Annotated in this window: 20 protein-coding genes; 9 read left to right on the top strand and 11 right to left on the bottom strand. The window is 62.4% G+C overall.

Annotation, left to right across the window (positions count from 1 at the left end):
- Entirely contained in the window at positions 1-456 is a 456-nt protein-coding gene (gene dut, locus HV822_RS09330; RefSeq protein ID WP_238869716.1) for a dUTP diphosphatase, read from the bottom strand.
- Positions 457-465: 9 nt separating this feature from the next.
- A complete protein-coding gene (coaBC, locus tag HV822_RS09335) occupies positions 466-1,668 on the bottom strand; it encodes a bifunctional phosphopantothenoylcysteine decarboxylase/phosphopantothenate--cysteine ligase CoaBC (protein ID WP_238869717.1) in 1,203 nt (400 codons plus the stop codon).
- A 123-nt stretch (positions 1,669-1,791) separates the two neighbouring features.
- Between coaBC and radC the strand changes: the two genes are divergently transcribed.
- The 3 genes from radC to rpmG all read left to right on the top strand — a co-directional run bounded on the left by radC (position 1,792) and on the right by rpmG (position 3,056).
- Positions 1,792-2,466, top strand: a complete 675-nt coding sequence (radC, locus tag HV822_RS09340; protein ID WP_238869718.1) for a RadC family protein — start codon at positions 1,792-1,794, stop codon at positions 2,464-2,466.
- A 186-nt stretch (positions 2,467-2,652) separates the two neighbouring features.
- Positions 2,653-2,889, top strand: coding sequence for a 50S ribosomal protein L28 (gene rpmB / locus HV822_RS09345; protein WP_083723971.1), 237 nt, complete (start codon positions 2,653-2,655; stop codon positions 2,887-2,889).
- Between the two features lie 11 nt (positions 2,890-2,900).
- Positions 2,901-3,056 (top strand): 50S ribosomal protein L33, encoded by a 156-nt coding sequence (gene rpmG / locus HV822_RS09350; RefSeq protein ID WP_083723973.1) that lies wholly within the window; start codon positions 2,901-2,903, stop codon positions 3,054-3,056.
- An 83-nt stretch (positions 3,057-3,139) separates the two neighbouring features.
- Here rpmG and HV822_RS09355 read toward each other — a convergent pair whose 3' ends face one another.
- Entirely contained in the window at positions 3,140-4,027 is an 888-nt protein-coding gene (locus HV822_RS09355; RefSeq protein ID WP_238869719.1) for a M23 family metallopeptidase, read from the bottom strand.
- Positions 4,028-4,103: 76 nt separating this feature from the next.
- On the bottom strand, positions 4,104-5,285 hold the full coding sequence (gene desA, locus HV822_RS09360; RefSeq protein WP_238869721.1) for a delta-9 fatty acid desaturase DesA: 1,182 nt from the start codon (positions 5,283-5,285) through the stop codon (positions 4,104-4,106).
- 150 nt (positions 5,286-5,435) lie between these two features.
- On the opposite strand from desA, the gene HV822_RS09365 reads away from it, so the two are divergent.
- Positions 5,436-7,703 (top strand): putative bifunctional diguanylate cyclase/phosphodiesterase, encoded by a 2,268-nt coding sequence (locus tag HV822_RS09365; protein WP_238869722.1) that lies wholly within the window; start codon positions 5,436-5,438, stop codon positions 7,701-7,703.
- On the top strand, positions 7,696-8,361 hold the full coding sequence (locus HV822_RS09370; protein ID WP_238869723.1) for a cupin domain-containing protein: 666 nt from the start codon (positions 7,696-7,698) through the stop codon (positions 8,359-8,361). Before HV822_RS09365 ends, HV822_RS09370 begins: the two co-directional genes overlap by 8 nt.
- Before the next feature lie 7 nt (positions 8,362-8,368).
- On the opposite strand, the gene HV822_RS09375 is transcribed toward HV822_RS09370, so the two are convergent.
- Entirely contained in the window at positions 8,369-9,166 is a 798-nt protein-coding gene (locus tag HV822_RS09375; protein WP_238869726.1) for an undecaprenyl-diphosphate phosphatase, read from the bottom strand.
- Positions 9,167-9,412: 246 nt separating this feature from the next.
- On the opposite strand from HV822_RS09375, the gene HV822_RS09380 reads away from it, so the two are divergent.
- Both HV822_RS09380 and HV822_RS09385 read left to right on the top strand, forming a co-directional pair.
- Positions 9,413-10,432, top strand: a complete 1,020-nt coding sequence (locus HV822_RS09380; protein ID WP_238869727.1) for a cyclase family protein — start codon at positions 9,413-9,415, stop codon at positions 10,430-10,432.
- Between the two features lie 261 nt (positions 10,433-10,693).
- Complete coding sequence (locus HV822_RS09385; protein ID WP_238869729.1) at positions 10,694-12,817, top strand: methyl-accepting chemotaxis protein; 2,124 nt, start codon at positions 10,694-10,696, stop codon at positions 12,815-12,817.
- 422 nt (positions 12,818-13,239) lie between these two features.
- On the opposite strand, the gene HV822_RS09390 is transcribed toward HV822_RS09385, so the two are convergent.
- The 6 genes from HV822_RS09390 to HV822_RS09415 all read right to left on the bottom strand — a co-directional run bounded on the left by HV822_RS09390 (position 13,240) and on the right by HV822_RS09415 (position 20,763).
- Positions 13,240-14,169 (bottom strand): electron transfer flavoprotein subunit alpha/FixB family protein, encoded by a 930-nt coding sequence (locus HV822_RS09390; protein WP_238869731.1) that lies wholly within the window; start codon positions 14,167-14,169, stop codon positions 13,240-13,242.
- Positions 14,170-14,171: 2 nt separating this feature from the next.
- Positions 14,172-14,921 carry an electron transfer flavoprotein subunit beta/FixA family protein gene (locus HV822_RS09395; protein ID WP_238869732.1) on the bottom strand — a complete coding sequence of 250 codons (750 nt, stop codon included), beginning with the start codon at positions 14,919-14,921 and terminating at the stop codon, positions 14,172-14,174.
- Between the two features lie 165 nt (positions 14,922-15,086).
- Positions 15,087-16,220, bottom strand: coding sequence for an acyl-CoA dehydrogenase family protein (locus tag HV822_RS09400; RefSeq protein ID WP_238869734.1), 1,134 nt, complete (start codon positions 16,218-16,220; stop codon positions 15,087-15,089).
- Between the two features lie 11 nt (positions 16,221-16,231).
- Positions 16,232-17,428, bottom strand: a complete 1,197-nt coding sequence (locus tag HV822_RS09405) for an acyl-CoA dehydrogenase family protein (protein WP_238869736.1) — start codon at positions 17,426-17,428, stop codon at positions 16,232-16,234.
- Between the two features lie 65 nt (positions 17,429-17,493).
- Positions 17,494-19,587 (bottom strand): 3-hydroxyacyl-CoA dehydrogenase NAD-binding domain-containing protein, encoded by a 2,094-nt coding sequence (locus HV822_RS09410; RefSeq protein WP_238869738.1) that lies wholly within the window; start codon positions 19,585-19,587, stop codon positions 17,494-17,496.
- Positions 19,588-19,965: 378 nt separating this feature from the next.
- Positions 19,966-20,763 (bottom strand): IclR family transcriptional regulator, encoded by a 798-nt coding sequence (locus HV822_RS09415; protein WP_238869740.1) that lies wholly within the window; start codon positions 20,761-20,763, stop codon positions 19,966-19,968.
- 256 nt (positions 20,764-21,019) lie between these two features.
- On the opposite strand from HV822_RS09415, the gene HV822_RS09420 reads away from it, so the two are divergent.
- Both HV822_RS09420 and HV822_RS09425 read left to right on the top strand, forming a co-directional pair.
- Entirely contained in the window at positions 21,020-22,645 is a 1,626-nt protein-coding gene (locus HV822_RS09420) for an AMP-binding protein (protein WP_238869741.1), read from the top strand.
- Positions 22,642-23,310, top strand: a complete 669-nt coding sequence (locus HV822_RS09425) for a crotonase/enoyl-CoA hydratase family protein (protein ID WP_238869743.1) — start codon at positions 22,642-22,644, stop codon at positions 23,308-23,310. Before HV822_RS09420 ends, HV822_RS09425 begins: the two co-directional genes overlap by 4 nt.
- The last annotated feature ends 52 nt before the right edge of the window (positions 23,311-23,362 follow it).

A 23,362-nucleotide genomic window follows, 5' to 3' on the forward strand; every position in this document is an offset into this window, starting at 1 on the left:
TCAGTGGGTCCCTGTGTGGCCAAACCCGCCTGCACCGCGTTGGCTATCGTCAAACTCCTTGACGATCTGCAGCTGGGCTTGCAAGACCGGGACCAGCACCAGCTGTGCAATGCGCTCGCCCGGGTTGATGGTAAAGGCGCTGCTGCTGCGGTTCCAGCAGGACACCATCAGCTGGCCCTGGTAATCGGAGTCAATCAGACCAACCAGGTTGCCCAGCACGATGCCGTGTTTGTGGCCCATGCCCGAGCGCGGCAGGATCATTGCGGCCAGACCGGGGTCGGCAATATGGATGGCCAGGCCGGTTGGCAGCAGGCTGGTTTGCCCGGCTTCCAGTGTCAGCGGGGCCTCGAGCATGGCGCGCAGGTCCAGGCCGGCGGAGCCTTCGGTAGCGTAGCTCGGCAGCGGCCATTCTTGGCCCAGGCGGGCATCCAGTACTTTTGCTTGCAGCGCGTGCATCAGGTGTCCTTAAAGTTGTTCGGCAATACGGGTGATGATCTGGCGAGCCAGCTTCTGCTTGCTGGCCTGTGGCAGGCTGCTGCGCGCCAGTTGGCGGTCAATCAGGGTGACGGCGTTATCGTCACTATTAAAGCCGATCCCGCTCTGGCTGACATCATTGGCGACGATCAGGTCCAGCTTTTTGCGTTGCAGCTTGTCGGCAGCATAGCTCAGCACGTCGTGGGTTTCGGCGGCAAAGCCCACGCAGAATGCGGGGCGCTGGTTGTGGCTGGCCAGGGTCGCGAGGATGTCCGGGTTGCGCACCAGCGTCAGGGTGAGCCCATCGTCGCTGGCGGTATCTTTCTTCATTTTTTGCTCGGCGGCGCTGGCCGGGCGATAGTCGGCGACCGCCGCCGAGGCAATAAAGATGTCGGCTGGCAGGGCGGCCTGGCAGGCGTCGAGCATGTCTTGCGCGCTGATCACGTCGATGCGCTGCACCCGTGCCGGGGTTGCCAGATTGACCGGGCCGGCGACCAGCGTAACCCGCGCTCCCGCTTCGGCGGCCGCCTCGGCCAGGGCAAAGCCCATCTTGCCGGAGCTGTGGTTGGAGATGTAGCGCACCGGGTCGATGGCCTCGCGGGTGGGGCCGGCGTTGATCAGCACGTGACGGCCAGTCAGCAGGCCGCGCTCGAAGCACTCGCTGGCCCGCGCAGCGATATCGGTCGGCTCCAGCATGCGGCCTGGCCCAACGTCACCGCAGGCCTGGCCGCCGTCACCGGGGCCGAACACTTTCACGCCGCGCTCCAGCAGCTGTGTCAGGTTGTGCTGGGTGGCGGCGTCGCGCCACATGGCCTGGTTCATCGCCGGTGCGATGGCGATGGGGGCGTCGGTGGCCAGTACCAGCGTGGTCAGCAGGTCATCACCGCGGCCCTGGGCCAGGCGGGCCATCAGGTCGGCGGTGGCAGGCGCAATCAGCACCAGGTCGGCCCAGCGGGCCAGCTCGATATGTCCCATCGCGGCTTCCGCTTCCGGGTCCAGCAGGTCGCCGTGCACCGGGTGACCGGACAGCGCTTGCAGGGTGAGCGGTGTAATGAACTCGCGGGCGGCGTTGGTCATGACTACACGCACCTCGGCGCCGGCGTCGCGCAGGCGGCGGATCAGCTCGGCGCTCTTGTAGGCGGCGATGCCACCGCTGACGCCCAGCACCACCTGTTTGTTGATTAACGACTGCATTGTGAACTCGCCCTCATGCTGCAAAAGGGGGCTTTGAGGGCCCCGCGAAATGCCCGCTACGATAGCACAGCCGCTATGTGTGGCGCTGCGCAGCACGGTGCTGGTGCGCGACAGGGAGAGTCCATGGCGATTACCGATTGGCCGATCAGTGAGCGGCCGCGTGAAAAGCTGTTGGCGCAGGGCGCGCCGGCGCTGTCTGATGCCGAGTTGCTGGCGATTTTTCTGCGTACCGGCCTGCCGGGCTGCAGTGCGGTGGACCTGGCGCGTCAGCTGTTGACGCGTTTTGGCAGTCTGCGCGCGTTGTTACAGGCAGATTTGCGTCAGTTCTCCGCCCATCCCGGGCTTGGGCCGGCCAAGTACGCGCAGTTGCAGGCGGTGCTGGAGATGGGGCGGCGGCACCTGTTCGAAGACCTCAAGCGTGGCGATGCACTGACCTCGCCGGGTGCCGTGCGGGCATTTTTGCGCAGCCGGCTGGCCGCGCTGCCGCACGAGGTCTTCGCCTGCCTGTTTCTGGATAACCAGCACCGGGTGATTGCCTTTGAAGAGTTGTTTCGCGGCACCATCGACAGCGCCAGCGTTTATCCCCGTGAAGTGCTCAAGCGGGCGCTGGCGCACAACGCTGCTGCGCTGATCCTTACCCATAACCACCCGTCGGGTGTGGCCGAACCGAGTCAGGCTGACCTGCAGCTGACCCGGCGACTGCGCGAGAGTCTGGCGCTGCTGGATATTCGGGTGCTCGACCATCTGGTGATTGGCGATGGCGACCCGGTTTCCATGGCCGAGCGGGGGTTGCTGTAACGACATTGCACTGGAAAAGTCGTTGCCTGTGTTGGCGCTTTTTGGTATAAAGCTCCGCTCTTCTCGGGGCTGCGCCTGTAATGTGTGTTTTCAGGCGGGTTAAATCCACTCGCCCCGGCTGGACAACAGATTCTTTTATGGCTTCCAACCAGTTTGGGTTGGGCAAGTGGTTGGAGAGGGTTAACCATGTCTCGAGTATGTCAGGTGACCGGCAAGGGCCCGGTTACTGGGAACAACGTTTCCCACGCTAACAACAAAACCAAGCGTCGTTTTCTGCCTAACCTGCAGTACCATCGTTTTTGGGTTGAGTCGGAAAAGCGTTTCGTTCGTCTGCGCACTTCCGCCAAGGGCATGCGCATCATCGACAAGCGCGGCATTGATGCCGTGCTGACTGAAATCCGCGCCCGCGGCGAAAAAGTCTAAGGAGCATCATCATGCGTGAATTGATTCGTTTGGTGTCTTCTGCCGGTACTGGTCACTTCTACACTACCGACAAGAACAAGCGCACCACTCCCGACAAGATCGAAATCAAGAAATTCGATCCGGTCGTGCGTAAGCACGTGACCTACAAGGAAGCCAAGATCAAATAAGATCTTCGCTTGCTGACAAAAAACCCGCTTTCGAGCGGGTTTTTTGTTGCCTGTGATCTAGGGCCCAGCAGAAGGCCCCAGGCTCAGGGCTCTCCGCCGATGGCAAAGTTCGGCAGGCTGTCGACGGGTTGGGCAAACTCGAAGGGGATGGATACCGTCTGCAGGCCGACGTTTTTCTGCACTACAAAGTGCAGGTGCGGGCCGGTGCTGTTGCCGGTGTTACCCGACAGAGCCAGCAACTGGCCCGGGTTGATGCGCTCGCCCTCGCGCACCTGTACTGAGCCGCGCTTGAGGTGCAGGTAGACGCTCATGGTGCCGTCGTCATGCAGCAGGCGGACAAAGTTGCCCGAAGGGTTGGTGCCGCGGCCGCTCTGGTTGTTCTCGATTTTCACGACCTGGCCGGCGCGCGCCGCCACGATGGGTGTGCCCTCCGGCATGGCGATATCGATGGCGTAGCGGCCCTTGAGGCCGGTGTGGCTGTAGCGCCCGCCCGGGCCCTGGGTCATGCGGAACGGGCCGCCGCGCCAGGGCAGCGGGTAATGGGTCAGGGTTTGCTCGGCGCGCGGGTCGCCCAGGGCGTGCTCGAGACGGTAGTCGTAGCTGGGGGCGCCGTCTGCGGTGGGTTGCAGGGTGACCAGACGAATCTGCTGGCGCGGCGGCAGTACCCAGTTGATGGGTTCGCTGGGTGCGCCAAGCACATTCTGGGCGTTGCTGACGGTCAGGCGGATTTCCACCGGCGCGTAGAGGTCGTTGTGGACAATCAGCGTCTCGCCACCGGCGTGCCGGCGCTTGGTGACGTACACCTCGCGGTCCACGTTTTCCACCATGGCATCGCGAAACACGATGACCTGTGCGCCCTCTACCCGTTGGTCGGTATAGGTGGTCACACCGTTGGCATCGGTGTACTTGTAGATGTTGCCGGCCAGCGCCAGCGGGCTGGCCAGCAGAAGTGTTGGCAGTAAGGCACGCATCCGCTGCTACCTTTGTTGTGATTGGTGCTTTTCTGCGAGTCTAGCGCTGAACGCGGGCCGTGGCGACCCGCGTTTGTCAGCTGGCCGGGCGTAGCGAATAGGTACGCAGCGAGTCGGCAAACTCCTGCAGCGCCTTGATACCGCTGTCTTCGGCCTGATGGCACCAGTCTTTCAGCGCCTGCAGCATGTCGTGGCTATTGGCGCTGGTACGGCCCCAGATCTGTTGCAGGGCCAGGCGTTTCTCGTAGATCACCTTGAGTGCCTGGCTATGCTCCAGCATGGTCTGAATGCGGGCCTCGTGCTTTTCATTCAGCAGGCTGGTTTCGCGGCTGAGCAGGCGCTTGGCGCGGCGGAACAGGTGACGCACCGACTGATCCATGCGCTCCAGTTCACTGCGCACCGCCGGCTTGATGACCAGCTTGCGGTACTGGGCCATGATCTGGAAGCGGTTGTTGAGAATCGCCATGGCAGTGTCCATGTCCAGCGTTTGCTTGCCCTCAACGCGGTGGGCAATCGGTGCGGTACGGCGCACTTCGGCCAGGCCCAGCAGGCTGAACAGACGAATCCACAGCCAGCCCATGTCAAACTCCCACTTCTTGACCGAGAGTTTGGCCGAGTTGGGGTAGGTGTGGTGGTTGTTGTGCAGCTCTTCGCCGCCGATCAGGATGCCCCAGGGCAGGATGTTGGTGGCGGCGTCGCGGCACTCGAAGTTGCGGTAGCCCAGGGCGTGCCCCAGGCCGTTGATAACGCCGGCTGCTAATACCGGAATCCACATCATCTGCACCGCCCAGATGGTAATGCCTAGCACGCCGAACAGTGCCAGGTCGATCAGCGCCATCAGGGTCACGCCGGCAATCGGAAAGCGGCTGTAGAGGTTGCGCTCAATCCAGTCATCCGGGCAGTTCTTGCCGTAGATGCGCAGGGTTTCCTCGTTCTTGGCCTCTTCCATGTAGAGCTCTGCACCTTTGCGCAGCACGGTAGTCAGGCCCTTGTGCACGGGGCTGTGCGGGTCATCGGGTGTTTCGCATTTGGCATGATGCTTGCGATGGATGGCGGTCCATTCGCGGGTGTTCATGCTGGTTGTCAGCCACAGCCAAAAGCGGAAAAAATGCTTGAGCGCAGGATGCAGTTCAAGAGAGCGGTGCGCCGAGTAGCGGTGCAGGTACACTGTGACGCTGACGATGGTGATGTGTGTCAGGACCAGCGTGACTGCAATCAGTTGCCACACGGACAGGTCAAGTAAGCCGTTGTACCACATAAAGACAGTTTACCTCGTTAGAATGCGCGGGCTGCACGCCCGTTTCCGGCCGATTATGGACCAACAGATGTACGATGAACATGACCATGGGTCGCTCTGCCCCCCCTACTATAGTTACCGAATGTTGATTTGCCGCCCCGGAAACATCCCATGAGGTCCTCTTCCGGTGCTTGGGCCGTCACGCTGTCCTATATCGCTGTGGCGACGGTCTGGGTGCTGTTCAGCGACTCCTGGTTACGCATGCTGGATACGGAGCTGCAGTATCGCCTGCAAACGGTCAAGGGGGTCGGCTTTGTGCTGGTCACCGGGGTGCTGCTGTTCTTCTCGGTGCGCTATCACCTGCGTCGTCGCCGGCAGCAGGAGCGCGCGTTGCGCCGTAGCCAGGAACGTTTTGACCTGGCGTTGACCGGGGGTAACGACGGTGTCTGGGACTGGAACATCGACGCGCAGCAGCTATACCTGTCGCCACGCAGCTGCGAAATTCTGGGCTTGCCGCCTGGCAGCGCACCGCTCGGTGATTGGCTGCACCTGCTCGCCGCCGAGGACCGGGCCGGCGCCCATACGGCGCTGGTGCAGCACCTGCGCGGGGACTCTGAGCGGCTGGATGTGACCTGCCGTGTGGAGCACCCGGACGGCGGGGGCGGCTGGGTGCATGCCGGAGGTCGCGCCGTGCGCGACGAGATTGGCCGGGCCACGCGGCTGGTAGGCGTGCTGCGTGATGTCAGCGAGCAGGTGGCGCGCGAGCTGCGATTGCGGCAGGCAGGGGTGATGTTTGACTGTACCAGCGAAGGGATGCTGATCTGTGATGCTGGCCAGACCATTATCGACGTCAATAACGCCTTCTGCAGTATCACTGGTTATCGTGCGGACGAGGTGATTGGCCGTCACCCAAACCTGTTGGCCTCCGGACGTCACGACGCAGCCTTTTACCGACAGATGTGGCAGCAGCTGATGGGCAGCGGTCGCTGGTCCGGGGAAATCTGGAACCGGCGCAAGAATGGTGAAATCTATCCCCAATGGCAGAACATCATCGCCGTGCGCGACCAGCGCGGTGAGCTGAGCCATTATGTGGCGGTGTTTGCCGATCTCAGCACACTCAAGCGCAACCAGCAGGAAATCGACTACCTGGCCCACCACGACCCGCTGACCAAGCTGCCCAACCGCCTGCTGCTGAACGAGCGTCTGAGCACCGCCTTGGCGCGCGCTCGGCGCCAAGGCGGCGAGCTGGGCGTGCTGTTTATCGACCTGGACCGCTTCAAGGGTGTTAATGACAGCCTGGGGCACAGCGCCGGTGATCAACTGCTGCAGCGGGTGGCTGAGCGCATGCAGAGGGTCTGCGATGACGGCGATACGCTGGCGCGTCTGAGTAGTGACGAGTTTGCGTTGCTGATCGAGCGGCCGCTGGATGTCGAGCAGTTGGGCAAGCTGGCCGAGCGCATCCTGCGGCTGTTGCAGGCGCCCTTTGAGCTGTCCGGGCAACTGCTGCATATGAGTGCCAGTGTCGGTTTGGCGATTTTTCCGCGTGATGGCTGCGATGGCGCAGAGCTGCTCAAGAATGCGGATTCGGCGATGTCGCTGGCCAAGCAGCGCGGACGCAATGGTTACGCCTTCTATACCCAGGACCTGACCGCGCAGGCGCGTCGACGCCTAAGCCTGGAAACCGACCTGCACGAAGCCATCAACACCGGGCAGCTGCGTGTGTATTACCAGTTGCAGAAATCCTTGAGCGAAGACCGCTGGGTCAGTGCCGAGGCCTTGGTGCGCTGGGAACACCCCAGTCAGGGCATAGTCGCGCCCGGCGAGTTCCTGCCGGTGGCGCGGCAGGCCGGGCTGATGGGCGAGATAGACGAGTATGTGCTGGATGAAGCCTGCCGCCAGCTGCGCAACTGGCAGCAGGCCGGCTATGGTCTGGAGTCGGTGGCGGTAAACATGTCTGGCTACTGGCTGGAGCGCGGCGATGTAGTGCGTTGTGTCGAGCAGGCGTTGCGGCGGCACGGGTTGCCACCTGCTGCGCTGGAGCTGGAGGTGACCGAGGACGAGATGATGCAGTTTGGCGATGCTGCCGTGCAGCTGCTTGATCGGCTGGCTGCGCTGGGAGTGCGGCTGGCCATTGATGATTTCGGTACCGGCCACTCCTCGTTGTTGCGACTCAAGCGCATGCCGGTTAACAAGTTGAAAATCGACCGCGGTTTTGTCGTCGATCTGCCGGGTAGCGAACGCGATAGTGCCATGGCTCGCGCAATCATTGCGCTGGGCAAGGGCCTGCACCTGCAGTTGATTGCCGAGGGCGTGGAAACCGCAGCCCAGCAGGCGTTGCTGCGCGAGCTGGGCTGCGATGTCGGGCAGGGCTACCTGTACAACCGGCCGCTGCCGGCGGCGCAGATCGAGCCGCTGCTGCAGGCGCCGCCGCATGCCTGAGTTTCAGCCGTTGCGAATGGCACGTGCGGCGCCGTGCCGGGTCGGCCCGCAGGATCAGAGCTGGCTTGCCGCGCCACAGGCCCCCATCCGGCGCTGGCCGCTGGAGCGCGAAGCGCCGGAGAGCGGACAGGTCACCAGTCTGGTTGAATACCTGCCGGGCGCGCGTTTTCCGGCCCATTGCCATCCGGCTGGCGAGGAGATACTGGTACTCGACGGCGTCTTCAGCGATCAGAGCGGTGACTTCCCGGCTGGCAGTTACCTGCGCAGCCCGGCCGGCTCGTCCCATGCGCCCTTTTCCCAGCCCGGGTGTGTGATATTCGTCAAGCTGAACCAGCTTGCTGCCGAGGACCGGCAAACCCTGCGTCTGCTGCCCGGTGCCGTGTCCAGTCAGGCCTTCGCGCCGGACATCACTGGCCAACTGCTGCATGAACATGGCCCGGAGCAGACCTGGCTGTTGAACTGTGCCGTCGGCGCGCGTCTGGTTTGGGCGGGGGCGCCGGCGGCCGAGTTGCTGGTGTTATCGGGGGGCTTGCAGGAAGGGGAGGTACGCGCTGGAGCGCTGAGCTGGTTCCGCGACCCGGCGCTGGGCAGGTTGGGGCTGCTGGCCGCGGCCCCGACCCGTGTGCTGCTCAAAATCGGGGCGCTGCGCGGCCTCTAGCGGCCGCTTACAGGAAGATCCACAGCAGCAGCGCGCCCAGCACGATGCGGTAGACCACAAACGGCTGCATACCGATGCGCTTGATGAACGCCAGGAAGTAGTGAATGCACAGGTAGGCGCTGATGCCCGACAGCACCACACCGGCTGCCATCTGCGCCCAGTCGACCGCAACCTGGCTCTCGACCAGCTCGATGGTTTCCAGGCCGCAGGCCAGAACGATCACCGGAATCGACAGCAGGAACGAGAAACGTGCCGAGGCTTCACGGCTCATGCCCAGCATCAGCGCGGCGGTCATGGTGATGCCCGAGCGCGAGGTGCCAGGGAATAGCGCCAGCGCCTGTGCGCAGCCGATGAACAGCACATCCTTCCAGTTCATCTGATATTCGCTGCGGTTGCCGCGACAGCGCCAGTCCGCCCAGCCCAGCAGCAGACCGAAGGCGATCAGGCCGATAGACAGATAGACAGGCGAGCGCAGCACTGTCTCCACCGTATCCTTGAGCAGCAGGCCGGCGAGGCCGACCGGAATGGTACCGAGAATGACCGCCCAGGCCAGCTTGGCGTCGGCGTCCAGCTGGCGCGTGTGCAGCGAGCGGAGCCAGCTCTGCAGCATGCCGATGATGTCGCGACGAAAGTAGATCAGCACCGCCGACAGGCTGCCCAGATGCAGGGCGACGTCAAAGGCCAGCCCCTGGTCCGGCCAATCGGTCAGCACTGGTACCAGAATCAGGTGGGCAGAACTGGAAACGGGAAGAAATTCGGTGATGCCCTGAACGATTGCCAGGATGACGACCTGCAGCCACTCCATGTTGACGCTGTGCTCCGTGAGTTGAGGTTGGGCGGACGCGCTCGCGCCGCTGCGGCAAAGAGGCGCAAGTAAAGCATGCCGGACCGGCGGGCGCGAGCCTTTAGGAAGTGCTGATCAACTCCTTGACGGCGGCCCTTGGCGATTATGCGCAAATAACACGCTCATTGATCGACCTGCGCGCGGATGGTTCCCGGCCGGTATTGCATGGCATTGTCGGACAAATACAACAACAAACAGGAGAGGCGCATGCGCTGGACACATCGACCAGAGGGTTCCAACTGGGGTGATTTTGGTGCCGACGATGAGCTGGGTCGGCTTAACCTGCTGACCGCAGGCAAAGTACTGCAAGGCGTGGCCGAGGTGCGCGAGGGGCGCAGTTTCTGCCTGAGTCTGCCGCTCGACTACCCGGGCGGTAATGCGCTCAATCGCTTGCGCCATCCGCCGCGGCGTTTTACCTCTGGGCGCGGCGACAAGCTCAACTACAACTTCGAGCTGCACCGGCTGAACCCGGACTTTACCGACGTGGTCAGTGACGATGCGGTACTGCTGTACACCCAGTACTCGACCCAGTGGGATGCCCTGTCGCACGTGGGTGGCCTGTTTGATGCCGATGGCGACGGCGTGCCCGAGCCGCTGTATTACAACGGCTGGAAGGCCGGAGAGCATATCTGTGGGCCGGCCGGCCACGAGGACGCGCTGGAGGGCGTGAACGCGGCGCGGCTGGGTATCGAGAAGATGGCCGAAACGGCCGTCAGCGGACGCGCAGTGCTGATCGACCTGGAGCGCCACTGCGGCCATGAGCGGGTGCTGGTGGACTATGCGCGCCTGCAGCAGATCATGCAGGCTGACGGCGTGGTGGTAGAGCCCGGCGATATGGTTTGCCTGTATACCGGCTTCGCTGATGTGATTCTGGAGATGGCGCGCGAGCCCGATGCCCAGCGTCTGGCAGCCAGCTGCGCGGTGCTCGATGGCCGCGACCCGGCACTGCTGCAATGGATTACCGACAGTGGCTTGAGCGTGCTGATCGCCGATAATTATGCGGTGGAGGCCTATCCGGCGCGCGAGGGCGACGGCTGTTGCGCGGCGCTGCCGTTGCACGAGCATTGTTTGTTCAAGCTGGGTATTCACCTGGGCGAGCTGTGGTATCTGACCGACCTGGCGCGGGCGCTGCGCGCCGCCGGCCGCCACCGCTTTCTGCTGACCGCACCGCCGTTGCGGTTGCCCGGCGCAGTGGGCTCGCCGGTCTCGCCAGTTGCACTGATCTAGGGCGGTTTTACCCTGCCGCCAGACGGGCTGGACCGCTCAAAACCCGACCATTTGGACAGGTGTGGTTCTATATTGGTGCGCAGGCTCTGTCATGGTGCCTTTTTCTGATCTTTTTTGGTGCGCCGGTTTGGGCGCGTGTTGATGGCATCTTAGGTCGGGCGCCGATATGGCGGGGTGCCATCATCTGTGGTGTGCTTTTTGCAGGAGCGTTGTTCCGACTGACTCCGCGAGGCCGCCGCCGTGACTCTACGAAGCGATCAAATGAATCTGTCTGCGGTCGAGCGCCGCTGGTTGCCTTGGTTCGGTCCCGGCGGCAAGATCGCCATGGGCTGGGCCTGCCGGGTCAATCGCAACCGCTACGCGCAGCTGGAATCGATCTTCAACAGCTTTGCAGCGACCCGTGTAAGGCTGCTGCAGCAATGGTGTGAAAACCAGTGGAGTGGCCTGCATAGCATTGCCCAGCAGTTGGGAGAGGGGCTCGGCACGCTTGATGAGACCAGCTTGTTGGCGCTGCGCAACAAGCTGCCGGATGCCTCCGAGCTATTCGTGCTGGACAGCACAGGCTCGCCGCTGTGCAGCAGTGCTGGCCAGCTGGGCGGCCTGCAACCTGATGCTCAGGCGGTACGCGCCGGCCTGCAGCATCGCTTTCTGCACGGCCCTTACGTAGACCCGCGCACCCGTCAGTTGGGGCCGTCCACCTCCAGTTTCCATGACGCCGTAACCCTGATGTTCTATCTGCCACTGAGCAATGCAGCCGGTCAGCCGTCGGGCTGCCTGTGCGCCCGGATACCCAACGACGTGCTGGGTGACCTAATTCAGCGTGAGGCGGGGCACATCTATCAGGAGTCCGGCGACAACTACATTTTCATGGTCGAATCGCGCTTCAATCCGAGTATCGAACCCGGGCGGGCGCTGTCGCGCTCGCGCTTTGAAGACAGCACTTTCAGTCATGGCGACAACCTGAAAAGCGGCATCAAGACGGCCTGGGGCACCGTTTCCGTGCGTGAGCACACCGAGTTTGAGGTGCGCTTTACCGACCCGGCTACCGGTGAGTTGCATCCGGGGGTACGCGAGACCATTCGCAACGGCGAAAACCTGTACGTTAAATACCCCGGTTACTCCGACTACCGGCACATTCCGGTTATCGGCAAGGGCGTCACCTTCAGCCTGCCCGGCTCGCCTGACCGTTGGGGCATGATGTGCGAGGCCGACCTGGAGGAGGTTTACCGTTATCGCTCGCTCAGTTTCTCGCTGATGCAGCAGTTTTGGCTGCTGGCGGTGCTGGTATTTGCCGCGCAACTGGGTTTTGCCTGGGCCGGGCTTCAGGGTTGGGTCATGCACCTGGCCCACGTAGGGGTGCTGCTGGGGGCGGGCCTGTGGTTCCGCGTTGCTGCAACGCGCAAGCTGGCCCGCCGACTGGGCCGCATGACCGAGATTATCCGCAATATCGCCGAGGGCGAGGGCAACCTCAGTCAGCGTATGGACACCACCCGCCTGGTGGCCGACGAGACCGGCGAGCTGGGGCGCTGGATCAACAGCTTTATCGACAACCTCGACACCATCGTGGGCCGGGTCAAGCAGGCCAGCCGTCACGCCTTGCAGAACAGCGAGCAGATGCTCGGGCGCAACCAGCAGGCCAGTGATACCGCCGAGGAGGTGACCACCAATATCCAGCAGATGCTGAGCATGATCGAGGCACAACTGCAGACCGTGAACTCAGCGTCGGAAACCGCCGCGCAGATGAAGGCCAGCATGGCCACCGTGGTCGAAGCGGCGCGGGCGCGGCTGGATACCGTCACCAGCGGCACTCGCAAGATTCGTGACATTGTCGAAAGCTCGGCGGCCAGCGTGCAGGTGCTGGATAACCGCACCGGTGAGATTGTCGGCATGGTCTCGCTGATTACCGACATTACCAGCCAGACCAACCTGCTGGCGCTGAATGCGGCCATTGAGGCGGCGCGTGCGGGCGAACACGGCCGGGGCTTCGCCGTGGTCGCTGATGAGGTACGGGCGCTGGCTTCGCGCACCGCTAAGGCGGCCGAGGAGATCAGTCAGGGCATCACCAGCATCCGCGATGCGACTCGCGAAACTGTGGTGGTGATGGAGCGCGGCGTGGCTGATGTGGATGTGCAATTGCAGCAAGCCGCCAGCGCGTCTGATGACAACAACTTGCTGCATCAGACCGTCGAGGAGCTGTTTGAAGTGATCTCGGTGATGGACACCAACAGCAAGGAGCACGGCCGCCAGGCCGGCCACGTAGCCGAAGCCACGCGCTCCATGAGCCAGGTAATCACCGCCCTGCGCGCCAGCTCCGGGCAGGTCAAGGAAACCGCATCACGGCTGCATCAGTTGTCGGATACGTTTCAGGTTAGTGCCGACCGGTAGCCGGCTGCAGGCCGGCTAACGGCGGCTGGAAGCTAGAGGCTGGAAGCTGGAAGACGTAGATCGGTGGGGTGTTGTGGATCTGCGCCCCGGCGAAGCTTGTGGGGCGCCCTTTGTAGATGGCTCTGGCTGGAGGCCAGAGGCTGAAGGCTGGAAGTTTTGGCTCCGAGTAAACGTCAAACCGACTCGCAAAGGCCCTTCCCATAGCCCAGCCACTCACTGAGAATTATGGCTTCCAGCTTCCAGCTTCCAGCTTCCAGCTTCCAGCTTCCAGCCAGCCCTCAACCGTTTCCCCAAAAACAAAACCCCCAACGCTTGCACGTCAGGGGCTTTGTTCAAACCGAAAAACCAGCCACTCACACGGCGGTGGTCTTCCAGCTTTCAGCTTCTAGCTTCCAGCCGCCGGCCAAAGGCCGGCTTGTGGCTTAGAGCTTACCTTCCAGCTCAGGGATAGCCTCGAACAGATCGGCTACCAGGCCGTAATCGGCCACCTGGAAGATCGGCGCTTCTTCGTCCTTGTTGATCGCAACGATCACCTTGGAGTCTTTCATACCGGCCAAGTGCTGGATGGCGCCGGAGATGCCGACCGCAACGTACAGCTGCGGCGCAACGATCTTACCGGTCTGACCAACCTGCATGTCGTTCGGTACAAAGCCTGCGTCGACTGCGGCGCGCGAGGCACCTACAGCAGCGCCCAGCTTGTCGGCGACCTTGTACAGCATTTCGAAGTTGTCGCCGTTCTGCATGCCGCGACCACCAGAGATGACGATCTTGGCACCAGCCAGTTCCGGCCGGTCAGACTTGGCCAGCTCTTCACCAACAAAGCTGGAGGTGCCAGCGTCGTGGGCAGAGGCAACGGCTTCAACGGCAGCGCTGCCGCCTTCGGCTGCAACAGCGTCAAAGCCGGTGGTACGTACGGTGATAACCTTGATGGCGGCGCTGGACTGCACGGTGGCAATCGCGTTACCGGCGTAGATCGGGCGCTTGAAGGTGTCAGCGCTTTCAACAGCAGTGATCTCGGAGATCTGATCAACGTCCAGCAGCGCAGCGACGCGCGGCAGGTAGTTTTTGCCGTTGGTGCTGGCCGGCGCCAGGATGTGGCTGTAACCCTTGCCCAGCTCTGCGATCAGCAGGGAAACGTTTTCCGGCAGCAGGTTTGCGTAGGCAGCGTTATCAGCCAGCAGGACCTTGCTTACGCCAGCAACTTTGGCAGCTGCGTCAGCAACGGCTGCGCAGCCAGCACCGGCAACCAGTACGTCGATGTCGCCACCGATAGCCTGAGCGGCCGCAACGGTGTTCAGGGTAGCTGCGTTCAGCTCGGCGTTGTTGTGTTCAGCAATAACCAGAATGCTCATGTTCAGATCACCTTGGCTTCGTTCTTCAGTTTGTCGACCAGCTCGTCAACGCTCTTGACCTTGATGCCAGCACTGCGGGCAGCCGGGGCTTCAACCTTCAGGGTGGAGACGGTGGAGGCAGTGCTCACGCCCAGATCTTCCGGCTTGAGGGTTTCCAGCGGCTTCTTCTTGGCCTTCATGATGTTCGGCAAGGAGGCGTAGCGCGGCTCGTTCAGACGCAGGTCAGTGGTAACAATGGCCGGCAGCTTCAGAGCAACGGTCTGCAGACCGCCGTCGATTTCACGGGTGACCTTGACGCTGTCGCCTTCAACGGCGACTTCAGAGGCAAAGGTGCCCTGAGCGTAGCCAGACAGTGCAGCCAGCATCTGGCCAGTCTGGTTGTTGTCGGAGTCGATGGCTTGCTTGCCGAGGATAACCAGCTGCGGCTGTTCTTTATCAACAACAGCTTTCAGCGCCTTGGCGATGGCCAGGGAGCTCAGATCGTCCGCGGACTCAACCAGAACCGCGCGATCGGCGCCCAGTGCCAGGGCGGTGCGCAGTTGTTCCTGGGCGGCGGTCGGGCCGACAGTGACAGCGACGATTTCGGTGGCCACGCCCTTCTCTTTCAGGCGAACAGCTTCTTCTACGGCGATCTCGCAGAAGGGGTTCATCGACATCTTGACGTTGGCCAGATCAACACCGGAGTTATCGGCCTTGACGCGAACCTTGACGTTGTAATCGACCACGCGCTTAACGGCAACGAGGATTTTCATGGACGTTAGTCCTCCACAAGTCTTGAGACGCCCGCAGGCGCACGACGTTAAAAGGGGTGCCTAGGATACCGGGCAGAGGGGGCGCCCGGAAGTACAAATTGTCGCTATGCTGGACAAAAACGCCGGAATGGCGACCGATTGGCGCCATTCCGGTGGTCTGGCAGCTTACGCGGCGCCCAGTTGGGCGGCGTAGGCTTCCAGGTGGTGGTCGTCATCACCGAACTGGTGGCTGATCATGACCAGACGCTTGGCGTAGTGAGCACCGTTGTATTCCCAGGTCATGGCGATACCGCCATGCAGCTGGATGCACTGTTCGGCGACATAACGGCCAGCGCGGTTGATGACGAACTTGGCGGCGGCCAGCTTGGCACTGCGCTCGGCGCTGTCTTCGTCGTCAGCCAGACAGGCTGCCAGGATTGCCATGGAGGTGGCGCGTTCCAGCTCGCTGATCATGTCGACCATGCGGTGCTGCAGTACCTGGAACTTACCGATCGGCACGCCGAACTGCTTGCGTGTCTTCAGGTAGTCCAGAGTCAGGTCGCAGGCAGTGCGCATGGCGCCAACGGCTTCGGCACACAGGGCCGCGATGGCACGACCGCTCTGGTAGCGGATGGCATCAAAGGCATTGCCGGCTTCGCCCAGCAGCTCGCCCTGGGCGTTGTCCAGGAACAGCTCGCAGGCTTTGCGACCGTCAACGGTGGCGTAAACGCGGCGGGTTACGCCCGCTGCGTTCGGGTCAACCACGAACAGGCTGATGCCTTGCTCGTCACGGTTGTTGCCGGCGGTGCGGGCCGATACCAGGATCTTGCCAGCAGTCTGGCCGCCGATGACCACACCCTTGCGACCGCTCAGGCTCCAGCTGCCGCCCTGTTCGGTGGCGGTAGTGGTGACGCTGGCCAAGTCGTAGTGGCTGTTCAGCTCGTCCAGTGCAACGGCCGCTTGCAGCTCACCGGTGGCGATGCCGCCCAGCAGTTCTTCTTTCTGGGCATCGCTGCCCAGCTGGCCGATCAGGCCGCCGGCCAGAATGACCGACTCCATGTAGGGCTCAAGGCAGATGCCCTTGCCCAGTTGTTCCATGATCAACATGGTTTCTACGCCGCCGCCGCCAAAGCCGCCCAGCTCCTCGGAGAAGGGGATGGCGGTCAGGCCCAGCTCGCCCAGCTGCTGCCAGAAGGCGGTGCTGAAACCGGCTTCGCTTTCGCTGAATTTGTTGCGGCTTTCGAAATCGTAAACGTCGCGAACCAGGCGTTCAGCGGTTTCTTTGAGCATCTGCTGCTCTTCAGTCAGTTTGAAATCCACGGTCGGCCTCCTCAGAGCTCAAGAATCATTTTCGAGACGATGTTCTTCTGGATCTCGTTGGATCCACCGAAGATCGACAGTTTGCGCATGTTGAAGTACTGCGAGGCCGGGGAGGCCGCGTAGTCGTCAACCAGCAGCTCGCCGTCGACGTCCAGGTCCAGCTCTTCCGGCAGGAAGGGCAGGGCATACGGACCCAGCGCCTTGCGCATCAGGTGAGTGATCGCCTGACGGATTTCAGTACCCTGTACCTTCAGGATGGAGCTCTCGGAGCCCGGTACGCCACCTTCGGACGCGGCTGCGACAATACGCAGGGTGCTCATTTCAGCGGCCATCAGCGACATTTCAACTTCGGCGATCTGGCTGCGGAACAGGCTATCTTCCAGCAGCGGCTTGCCGTTCTTCTGCTGCTTGGAGGCGATGCGCTTGAGGTTGGTCAGTGCTGCCTTGGACGCACCGATACCCGCCAGGCCGGTACGCTCGTGGGTCAGCAGGTACTTGGCACAGGTCCAGCCCTTGTTCTCTTCGCCAACCAGGTTTTCGACCGGGACCTTGACGTCGTCAAAGAAGACTTCGTTGACTTCGTGGTCGCCGTCCAGGGTGATGATCGGGCGAACGGTGATACCCGGGGTCGCCATGTCGATCAGCAGGAAGGAGATGCCACGCTGCTGCTGGGCTTCGGGGTCGGTACGCACCAGACAGAAGATCCAGTTGGCGTGCTGGCCCAGGGTGGTCCAGGTTTTCTGACCGTTGACGATGTAGTGATCGCCATCGCGCACGGCGCGGGTCTTCAGCGAGGCCAGGTCGGAACCGGCGCCCGGCTCGGAGTAACCCTGACACCACCAGTCGGTGCCGTCGAGGATGCGCGGCAGGTAGGTGGCTTTCTGCTCTTCGCTACCGAACTTGATGATAACCGGGGCAACCATGTTGACGCCGAACGGCACCAGACGCGGTGCGCCAGCGGCGGCGGACTCTTCGTCAAAGATGTGCTTCTCGATCGGGCCCCAGGTGGTGCCACCGTGCTCGACCGGCCAGCCCGGCGCATACCAGCCGCGCTTGGACAGAATTTTCTGCCAACGTTCGTGGTCGGCCTTGTGCAGGTGCTTGCCCAGTTTGACCTTGGCAGCGATGTCGGCAGGCAGTTCCTGCTTCAGAAAGTCACGCACTTCATCGCGGAAGGCGAGCTGTTCGGGAGAATAATGGATTTCCATTGTGGTTCCTCGTTGTAATACGGGTATCCGACGGCCAGCCCGCGCGGGCTGACCGTACTGATTCATCACAGGTCGGCGAACTTGCGCCCTTCCTTGGCCAGTTTTTCCAGCAGGGCGGCCGGTTTCCACCAGGCGCCGTGTTGCTCGTGAAACTCGCAGATGCGGGCGTATACGCGATCCAGGCCGACCGCGTCAGCATAGAACATCGGGCCACCCTGATAAGCCGGGAAACCGTAACCGTTCAGGTAGATGACGTCGATATCGCTGGCGCGCTGGGCGATGCCTTCCTCGAGAATCTTGGCGCCTTCGTTGATCAGCGCGTAGATGGTGCGCTCGATGATGTACTCATCGCTCAGCTCACGACGCTCGATGCCCTGCTGTTTGGAAGCGGCCTCCATGATGGCCGGCAGTTCCGGGTTGGGCAGCGGGGTGCGCGAGCCCTTCTCGTACACGTAGAAGCCCTTGCCGGTCTTCTGGCCCAGCAGGCCGGCTTCGGCCATCTTGTCCAGTACCACCGGCAGTTTAAACTCGGCCGGCAGGGTCTGACGCTGACGGGTGCGAATGGCCAGGCCGATGTCCAGACCGGAGAGGTCACGCATGGCGAAGGGGCCCATGGCCAGACCGAACTTGCGCAGCGCGCCGTCGATCTGCTCCGGTGTACCGCCTTCTTCCAGCAGGAACTCGGACTCGCGACCGTACTGGAACACCATGCGGTTGCCGACAAAGCCGTCGCAGACGCCAACCGGCACCGAGACTTTCTTCAGCTTCTTGCCGATCGCCATGGCGGTGGCCAGCACGTCGTTGGCGGTTTTCTCGCCACGGACCACTTCCAGCAGGCGCATGACGTTGGCCGGGCTGAAGAAGTGCAGGCCAACCACGTCTTGCGGACGCTTGGTGAACTGAGCAATCGCGTTCAGATCCAGCGAGCTGGTGTTGGAGGCCAGAATGGCGCCCGGCTTGCAGTTGGCATCCAGCGCTTCGAACACCTTCTGCTTGACGCCCATGTCTTCGAACACGGCTTCGACCACAACGTCGACGTCGGACAGGTCGGCGTAGTCGGTCACGCCGCTGATCAGGGTCATGCGCTGCTCCAGCGCGTCCTGGCTCAGGCTGCCGCGCTTGACGCTCATGCCGTAGGTGTCACGGGCGCGCTCAAGGGCCTTGTCGCGGGCCTCTAAGCTGATTTCCAGAATCTTCACCGGGATGCCGGCGTTGGCGAAGCAGATAGCAATGCCGACGCCCATGGTGCCGCCACCGATGACAGCAGCCGACTTGACGTCGCGTACCGGGGTGTCTTTGGGCAGATCGTTGATCTTGGAGGCCTGACGCTCGGAGAAGAAGGCGTGGACCAGTGCGGCGCGCTGCGGAGAGACCAGGCACTCGCCGAACAGCTCGCGCTCGCGCTTCAGACCCTCTGCCAGCGGCAGGGTGAAGGCGGCTTCAACCGCGGAAACACAGCGCTGGGGAGAGAACAGACCCGGGGTCTTTTTCTCGATTTCGGCGCGCTTGGCAGCCACGGCGCCTGCGTTGTCTGCGCCTTCCAGCTTGTCGGTGCGCTCGCCGGTGCGGCGCGGGCCCTTGCCCTCGGCCAGCAGTTTTTCGGCGAAGGCGATGCCGGCGGTAGTCAGATCACCCTCGACCAGCTCGTCGATCACACCCAGCTGATTGGCTTCGGCAGCGCTGATGGGCGCGCCGCTGACGATCATGTCCAGTGCTTTGGCGACGCCGACCAGACGGGGCAGGCGCTGAGTACCGCCAGCGCCCGGCAGCAGGCCCAGCTTCACTTCTGGCAGGCCGACCTTGGCGCTCTTGACGGCGATGCGGTAGTGGCAGCTGACGGCGACTTCCAGGCCGCCGCCCAGGGCAGTACCGTGGATCACGGCAACGCTCGGCTTGCTGCAGGCCTCAATGCCGTTGACCACGTCCGGCAGGCTCGGCTCCTTCGGCGGCTTGCCGAATTCCTTGATGTCGGCACCGGCCATGAAGGTTGCGCCTTCACAGACCAGAACGACAGCCTTGACCTCGGGATCGGCCTCGGCAGCGCTGAAGCTGCTCTGCAGGCCTTCGCGTACAGCGATGCCCAGCGCATTGACCGGCGGGTTGTTGACGGTGACGACCGCAATGGCGCCTTTCCGTTCCAGAGTGACCACATCAGACATGCTGAATCTCCGTCTGTATTGTTGGGTGTGTTTCACTAAGCGAAATAGCGGAATCATGTTTCGCTAGGCAAAATACAAAAAATAAAACCGCTTGTCGATGCCCCGAGCGGGGGAAATGGAGGTTTATTAGTTAAGGTGATGGATGGCGCCCGCGCTAGCGCGGGCGGCTGGAGGCTGAAAGCTAGAAGCAAAAAGCAGTCCGAGCTGCTGGGCGGATTGGTGTTTGGTTTAGGGGGGGGGCGGGCTGAAGGCTGGAAGCTTGAAGCAGTCCGAGTTGTCGCGGGCGTTGGTCTTTTCCGCAGACTCCGCTTGACGGGCTTGTGCCCGGTCCCTCTCTGATTAAGCCTCCAGCCTCCAGCCACCGCCCAGCGGACGGTGTTAAACCCCCAGCCGCTCGATATCCCGTGCCAACATGGCCAGCTGGTGGGCGAGCTGGTTTTTGACGCGTTCTTCGGAGACTAGATAGGACGGGGCGCCGCAGGTGAGGACCATCAGGCTGCCGTCCTGCAGGTGCAGGGGCACGCCGGCGGCGTTGACGTTGCGGTCCCAATCGCCAAGCGAGAGGCAGAAGCCCTGATCCTGATATTCGGCGAAGCTGCGTTGCAGCGAGGCGTACAGTTCCGTCCAGGTGTCCGGGTTGCGGGCCTTGATGGCGTCGAGCAGGTGGCTGCGCTCGTCTTCTTTCATGGCCGCCAGGTAGGCCCGGCCGGCGGCGGTGGTGGCCAGCGGCAGGCGCTCGCCCACATCCATGCGCAGGGAGGTGGATTCCGACGGGCGGCAGTTTTCGACGTAGATCATCGACAACCGGTCGCGGCAGGTCAGGCCGACCGAGGTGTTGGTGTTGCGGGCAAACTCGTCCAGATAGGGCTTGGCCAGCTGGCGTACGCGCAGGTTGGAGACGTAGGCGTAGCCGAGCGCCAGTACGCCCGAGTCGAGCTGATATTTTTCCAGCTGGGTGGAGTAGCTCAGGTAACCGAGCTTGGTCAGGGTGTAGGTCATGCGCGAGACGGTCGGCTTGGGCAGACCGGTAATGCGGGCGATATCCTGGTTGCCCATGACCACCGAACCCTGGCTGAAGGCGCGTAAGACGTCCAACCCACGAGACAGCGCTTCAACGAACTTGCGATCCTTGGCGGGGGGAGTGTCCTGTACTGCTGCTTCCAACTCATCTTTCATTGGGTTGTATACCTTGTGGCGCATCGGAGGGTGCGGCCGATGTGATTCGGTGCTTTCTTTATTATTGTTGTCAGAGCGCGGAACGATAGCACGATCAGGCGTTCTGCACAGTGATACAGCGGCGCTGTGTTGCTGTTTTGTTAACGGGGGCTGCAGCAAGTGTCTCGATCATTGCACAGTCACCCTCGAATAGAATAGCATCTTTTTGGTATTTCGTTTCGCAGTGCAAAACAATAGTTCAAAAAAAGAGGTTGAGATGTCTACACCTGAGCAGTACGCCGTCAGCTCACAGCTGGCCGAACTGGGTCATACCACCATCTTCGATATTCTCGATCAGTCCTGTAGCCGTTACGGCGACCAGCCGGCGTTCTCCTGTGGTGCCGACACTCTGACCTTTAACCAGCTGCGCGGCCGTGCCGACGCCTTTGCTCGCTATCTGCGCCAGCATGCCGGTCTTGAGCCGGGCGACCGGTTGGCGATTCAGCTGCCCAACCTGCTGCAATACACCATTGCCATCTTTGGCGCGTTGCGCGCCGGTCTGGTGATCGTCAACACCAACCCCCAGTACACCTACCACGAGACCCGTCACCAGTTCGCCGACTCCGGCGCACGCGCTGTGGTGGTACTCGACAAGCTGGTGCCGCTGGTGCGCAAGACTCAGGGCGCGACAGAGATCGAGACGCTGATCGTCACCAGCATGGATGACTACAGCAACCCGCAGTTTGACAGCAGCGAATCCGACGAGGTGCGTTTCATGCAGGCGCTGCGCCTGGGTGATGAGCTGCCGCCGATCGAAACCGAGCGCGGTCTCGACGATCTGGCGCTGCTGCAGTACACCGGCGGCACCACGGGCGTATCCAAGGGCGCGATGCTCACGCATCGCAATATCCTGTGCAACGTGCTGCAGGCGGTCAGCATCCTGCAGGAAGGCGACGTGAACTACGGTGCTGAGGTACGTGTTTCGCCGTTGCCGCTCTACCATATCTTTGCGTTCACGGCGAACTGCATCGCATCGGTTTATACCGGCTTTCATAGCATCCTTATCACCAACCCGCGTGATCTGGACGGCTTGATTGGTGATCTCAAGCGTCACCCCTTTACCCTGCTGACCGGCATCAACTCGCTGTTTGTGTCGTTGATGAACCATCCCGAATTCGACAGCGTCGATTTCAGCCGGCTGAAATGGGTCAATTCCGGCGGTGCGCCGCTCAACACCGAGATTGCCCGCCGCTGGCAGGCGCGCACCGGCAGTGTGGTACGTGAAGGCTACGGCCTGACCGAGACCTCGCCGGTGGTAGTCGCCTCGACATCCAAGACGCCCTATAAAGAAGGCTTTATCGGCCAGCCGGTGATTGATACCTGGGTCAAGACGGTCGATGACGACGGCAAGGAGACGCCGCGTGGTGAGCCTGGTGAAGTGCTGATCAAGGGGCCGCAGGTGATGCAGGGCTACTGGCACCGCCCGGATGAAACCGCAGCGACCTTCTCTGCGGACGGCTGGCTGAAAACCGGTGATGTAGGCGTGCTCGACGAGGACGGCTTCCTCAAGCTGGTAGATCGCAAGAAGGACATGATTCTGGTGTCCGGCTTTAACGTCTACCCCAATGATGTGGAAGACGCGGTCATGCGCCACGCGGGTATCCGTGAATGCGTGGCGGTGGGTGTGCCGGACGAGCGTACCGGCGAAGCAATCAAGATCTTTGTCAGCCTGAATGATGCTGCGCTGGATGAAGCGGCGATTATTGCCCACTGCCGCGAGAACCTGACCGGTTACAAGATTCCGAAGCACGTTGAGATTCGCGATGATCTGCCCAAATCCACCGTGGGTAAGCTGCTGCGTCGCGTGCTGCGCGACGAAGCGCGCGGTGAGGCCAAGGCGTGAGCGCGCCGCTGCAGTTCAGCCTGCAGGACGGCGTTGCCGAGATTCAGCTGGACGACGGCAAGGTTAATGCCCTGTCAGAAAGCATGCTGGACCAGCTGCTGGCTGCAATCGCCAAGGCGGCCGAGGCCGATGCGGCGCTGCTGATCAGCGGTCGCCCCGGTGTCTTTAGTGGCGGGTACGACCGCAAGCTGATCGACGCTGGTGGCCCGGCCTGCGACGCCATGCGCGCCGCCGGTGATCGGCTGACCCTGGCGCTGCTCGATTATCCGGCCCCGGTCGTCATTGCGGCTACCGGCCACGCGATGGCCAAGGCAGCCTTCATGTTGCTGTTGGCTGACTACCGGTTGGGTACCGAAGGGGACTTCCGGGTGTCGCTGAATGAGGTCGCCATCGGCATGACCATGCCGGTTGGCGCCATGCTGCAGGCGCGTGCACGTTTATCACCGCAGTGGCTCAATCGCTGTGTGCTGCAGGCTGAGGTGTTTGCCTCGGCCGGCGCGCTGGAAGCCGGTTTTTTTGATGAGCTGCAGCCGGCAGACCAGTTGCTTGAGCGCGCCCGCGCCAAAACCCGTCAGCTGGCGGGGCTGGATCGGCGTGCCTACCGCGAGACCCGCGCGCTACTGAATGCGCCGCTGCGTGAGGCGTTTGTCGGTTTGCAGGGCTGATCGAGGCGGGGCACAGCATGCTGTGCCCCTACGCCTGGTTGGGCGTCTCGCC

It is taken from the genome of Halopseudomonas maritima (assembly GCF_021545785.1).
In the GTDB taxonomy this organism is placed as follows: Bacteria; Pseudomonadota; Gammaproteobacteria; order Pseudomonadales; family Pseudomonadaceae; genus Halopseudomonas; species Halopseudomonas maritima.

Bases quoted from the DNA above. Each gene is read 5' to 3' on its own strand.
- dut (WP_238869716.1), bottom strand. From the start codon at position 456: ATGCACGCGCTGCAAGCAAAAGTACTGGATGCCCGCCTGGGCCAAGAA.
- coaBC (WP_238869717.1), bottom strand. From the start codon at position 1,668: ATGCAGTCGTTAATCAACAAACAGGTGGTGCTGGGCGTCAGCGGTGGC.
- radC (WP_238869718.1), top strand. From the start codon at position 1,792: ATGGCGATTACCGATTGGCCGATCAGTGAGCGGCCGCGTGAAAAGCTG.
- rpmB (WP_083723971.1), top strand. From the start codon at position 2,653: ATGTCTCGAGTATGTCAGGTGACCGGCAAGGGCCCGGTTACTGGGAAC.
- rpmG (WP_083723973.1), top strand. From the start codon at position 2,901: ATGCGTGAATTGATTCGTTTGGTGTCTTCTGCCGGTACTGGTCACTTC.
- HV822_RS09355 (WP_238869719.1), bottom strand. From the start codon at position 4,027: ATGCGTGCCTTACTGCCAACACTTCTGCTGGCCAGCCCGCTGGCGCTG.
- desA (WP_238869721.1), bottom strand. From the start codon at position 5,285: ATGTGGTACAACGGCTTACTTGACCTGTCCGTGTGGCAACTGATTGCA.
- HV822_RS09365 (WP_238869722.1), top strand. From the start codon at position 5,436: ATGAGGTCCTCTTCCGGTGCTTGGGCCGTCACGCTGTCCTATATCGCT.
- HV822_RS09370 (WP_238869723.1), top strand. From the start codon at position 7,696: ATGCCTGAGTTTCAGCCGTTGCGAATGGCACGTGCGGCGCCGTGCCGG.
- HV822_RS09375 (WP_238869726.1), bottom strand. From the start codon at position 9,166: ATGGAGTGGCTGCAGGTCGTCATCCTGGCAATCGTTCAGGGCATCACC.
- HV822_RS09380 (WP_238869727.1), top strand. From the start codon at position 9,413: ATGCGCTGGACACATCGACCAGAGGGTTCCAACTGGGGTGATTTTGGT.
- HV822_RS09385 (WP_238869729.1), top strand. From the start codon at position 10,694: ATGAATCTGTCTGCGGTCGAGCGCCGCTGGTTGCCTTGGTTCGGTCCC.
- HV822_RS09390 (WP_238869731.1), bottom strand. From the start codon at position 14,169: ATGAGCATTCTGGTTATTGCTGAACACAACAACGCCGAGCTGAACGCA.
- HV822_RS09395 (WP_238869732.1), bottom strand. From the start codon at position 14,921: ATGAAAATCCTCGTTGCCGTTAAGCGCGTGGTCGATTACAACGTCAAG.
- HV822_RS09405 (WP_238869736.1), bottom strand. From the start codon at position 17,428: ATGGAAATCCATTATTCTCCCGAACAGCTCGCCTTCCGCGATGAAGTG.
- HV822_RS09410 (WP_238869738.1), bottom strand. From the start codon at position 19,587: ATGTCTGATGTGGTCACTCTGGAACGGAAAGGCGCCATTGCGGTCGTC.
- HV822_RS09415 (WP_238869740.1), bottom strand. From the start codon at position 20,763: ATGAAAGATGAGTTGGAAGCAGCAGTACAGGACACTCCCCCCGCCAAG.
- HV822_RS09420 (WP_238869741.1), top strand. From the start codon at position 21,020: ATGTCTACACCTGAGCAGTACGCCGTCAGCTCACAGCTGGCCGAACTG.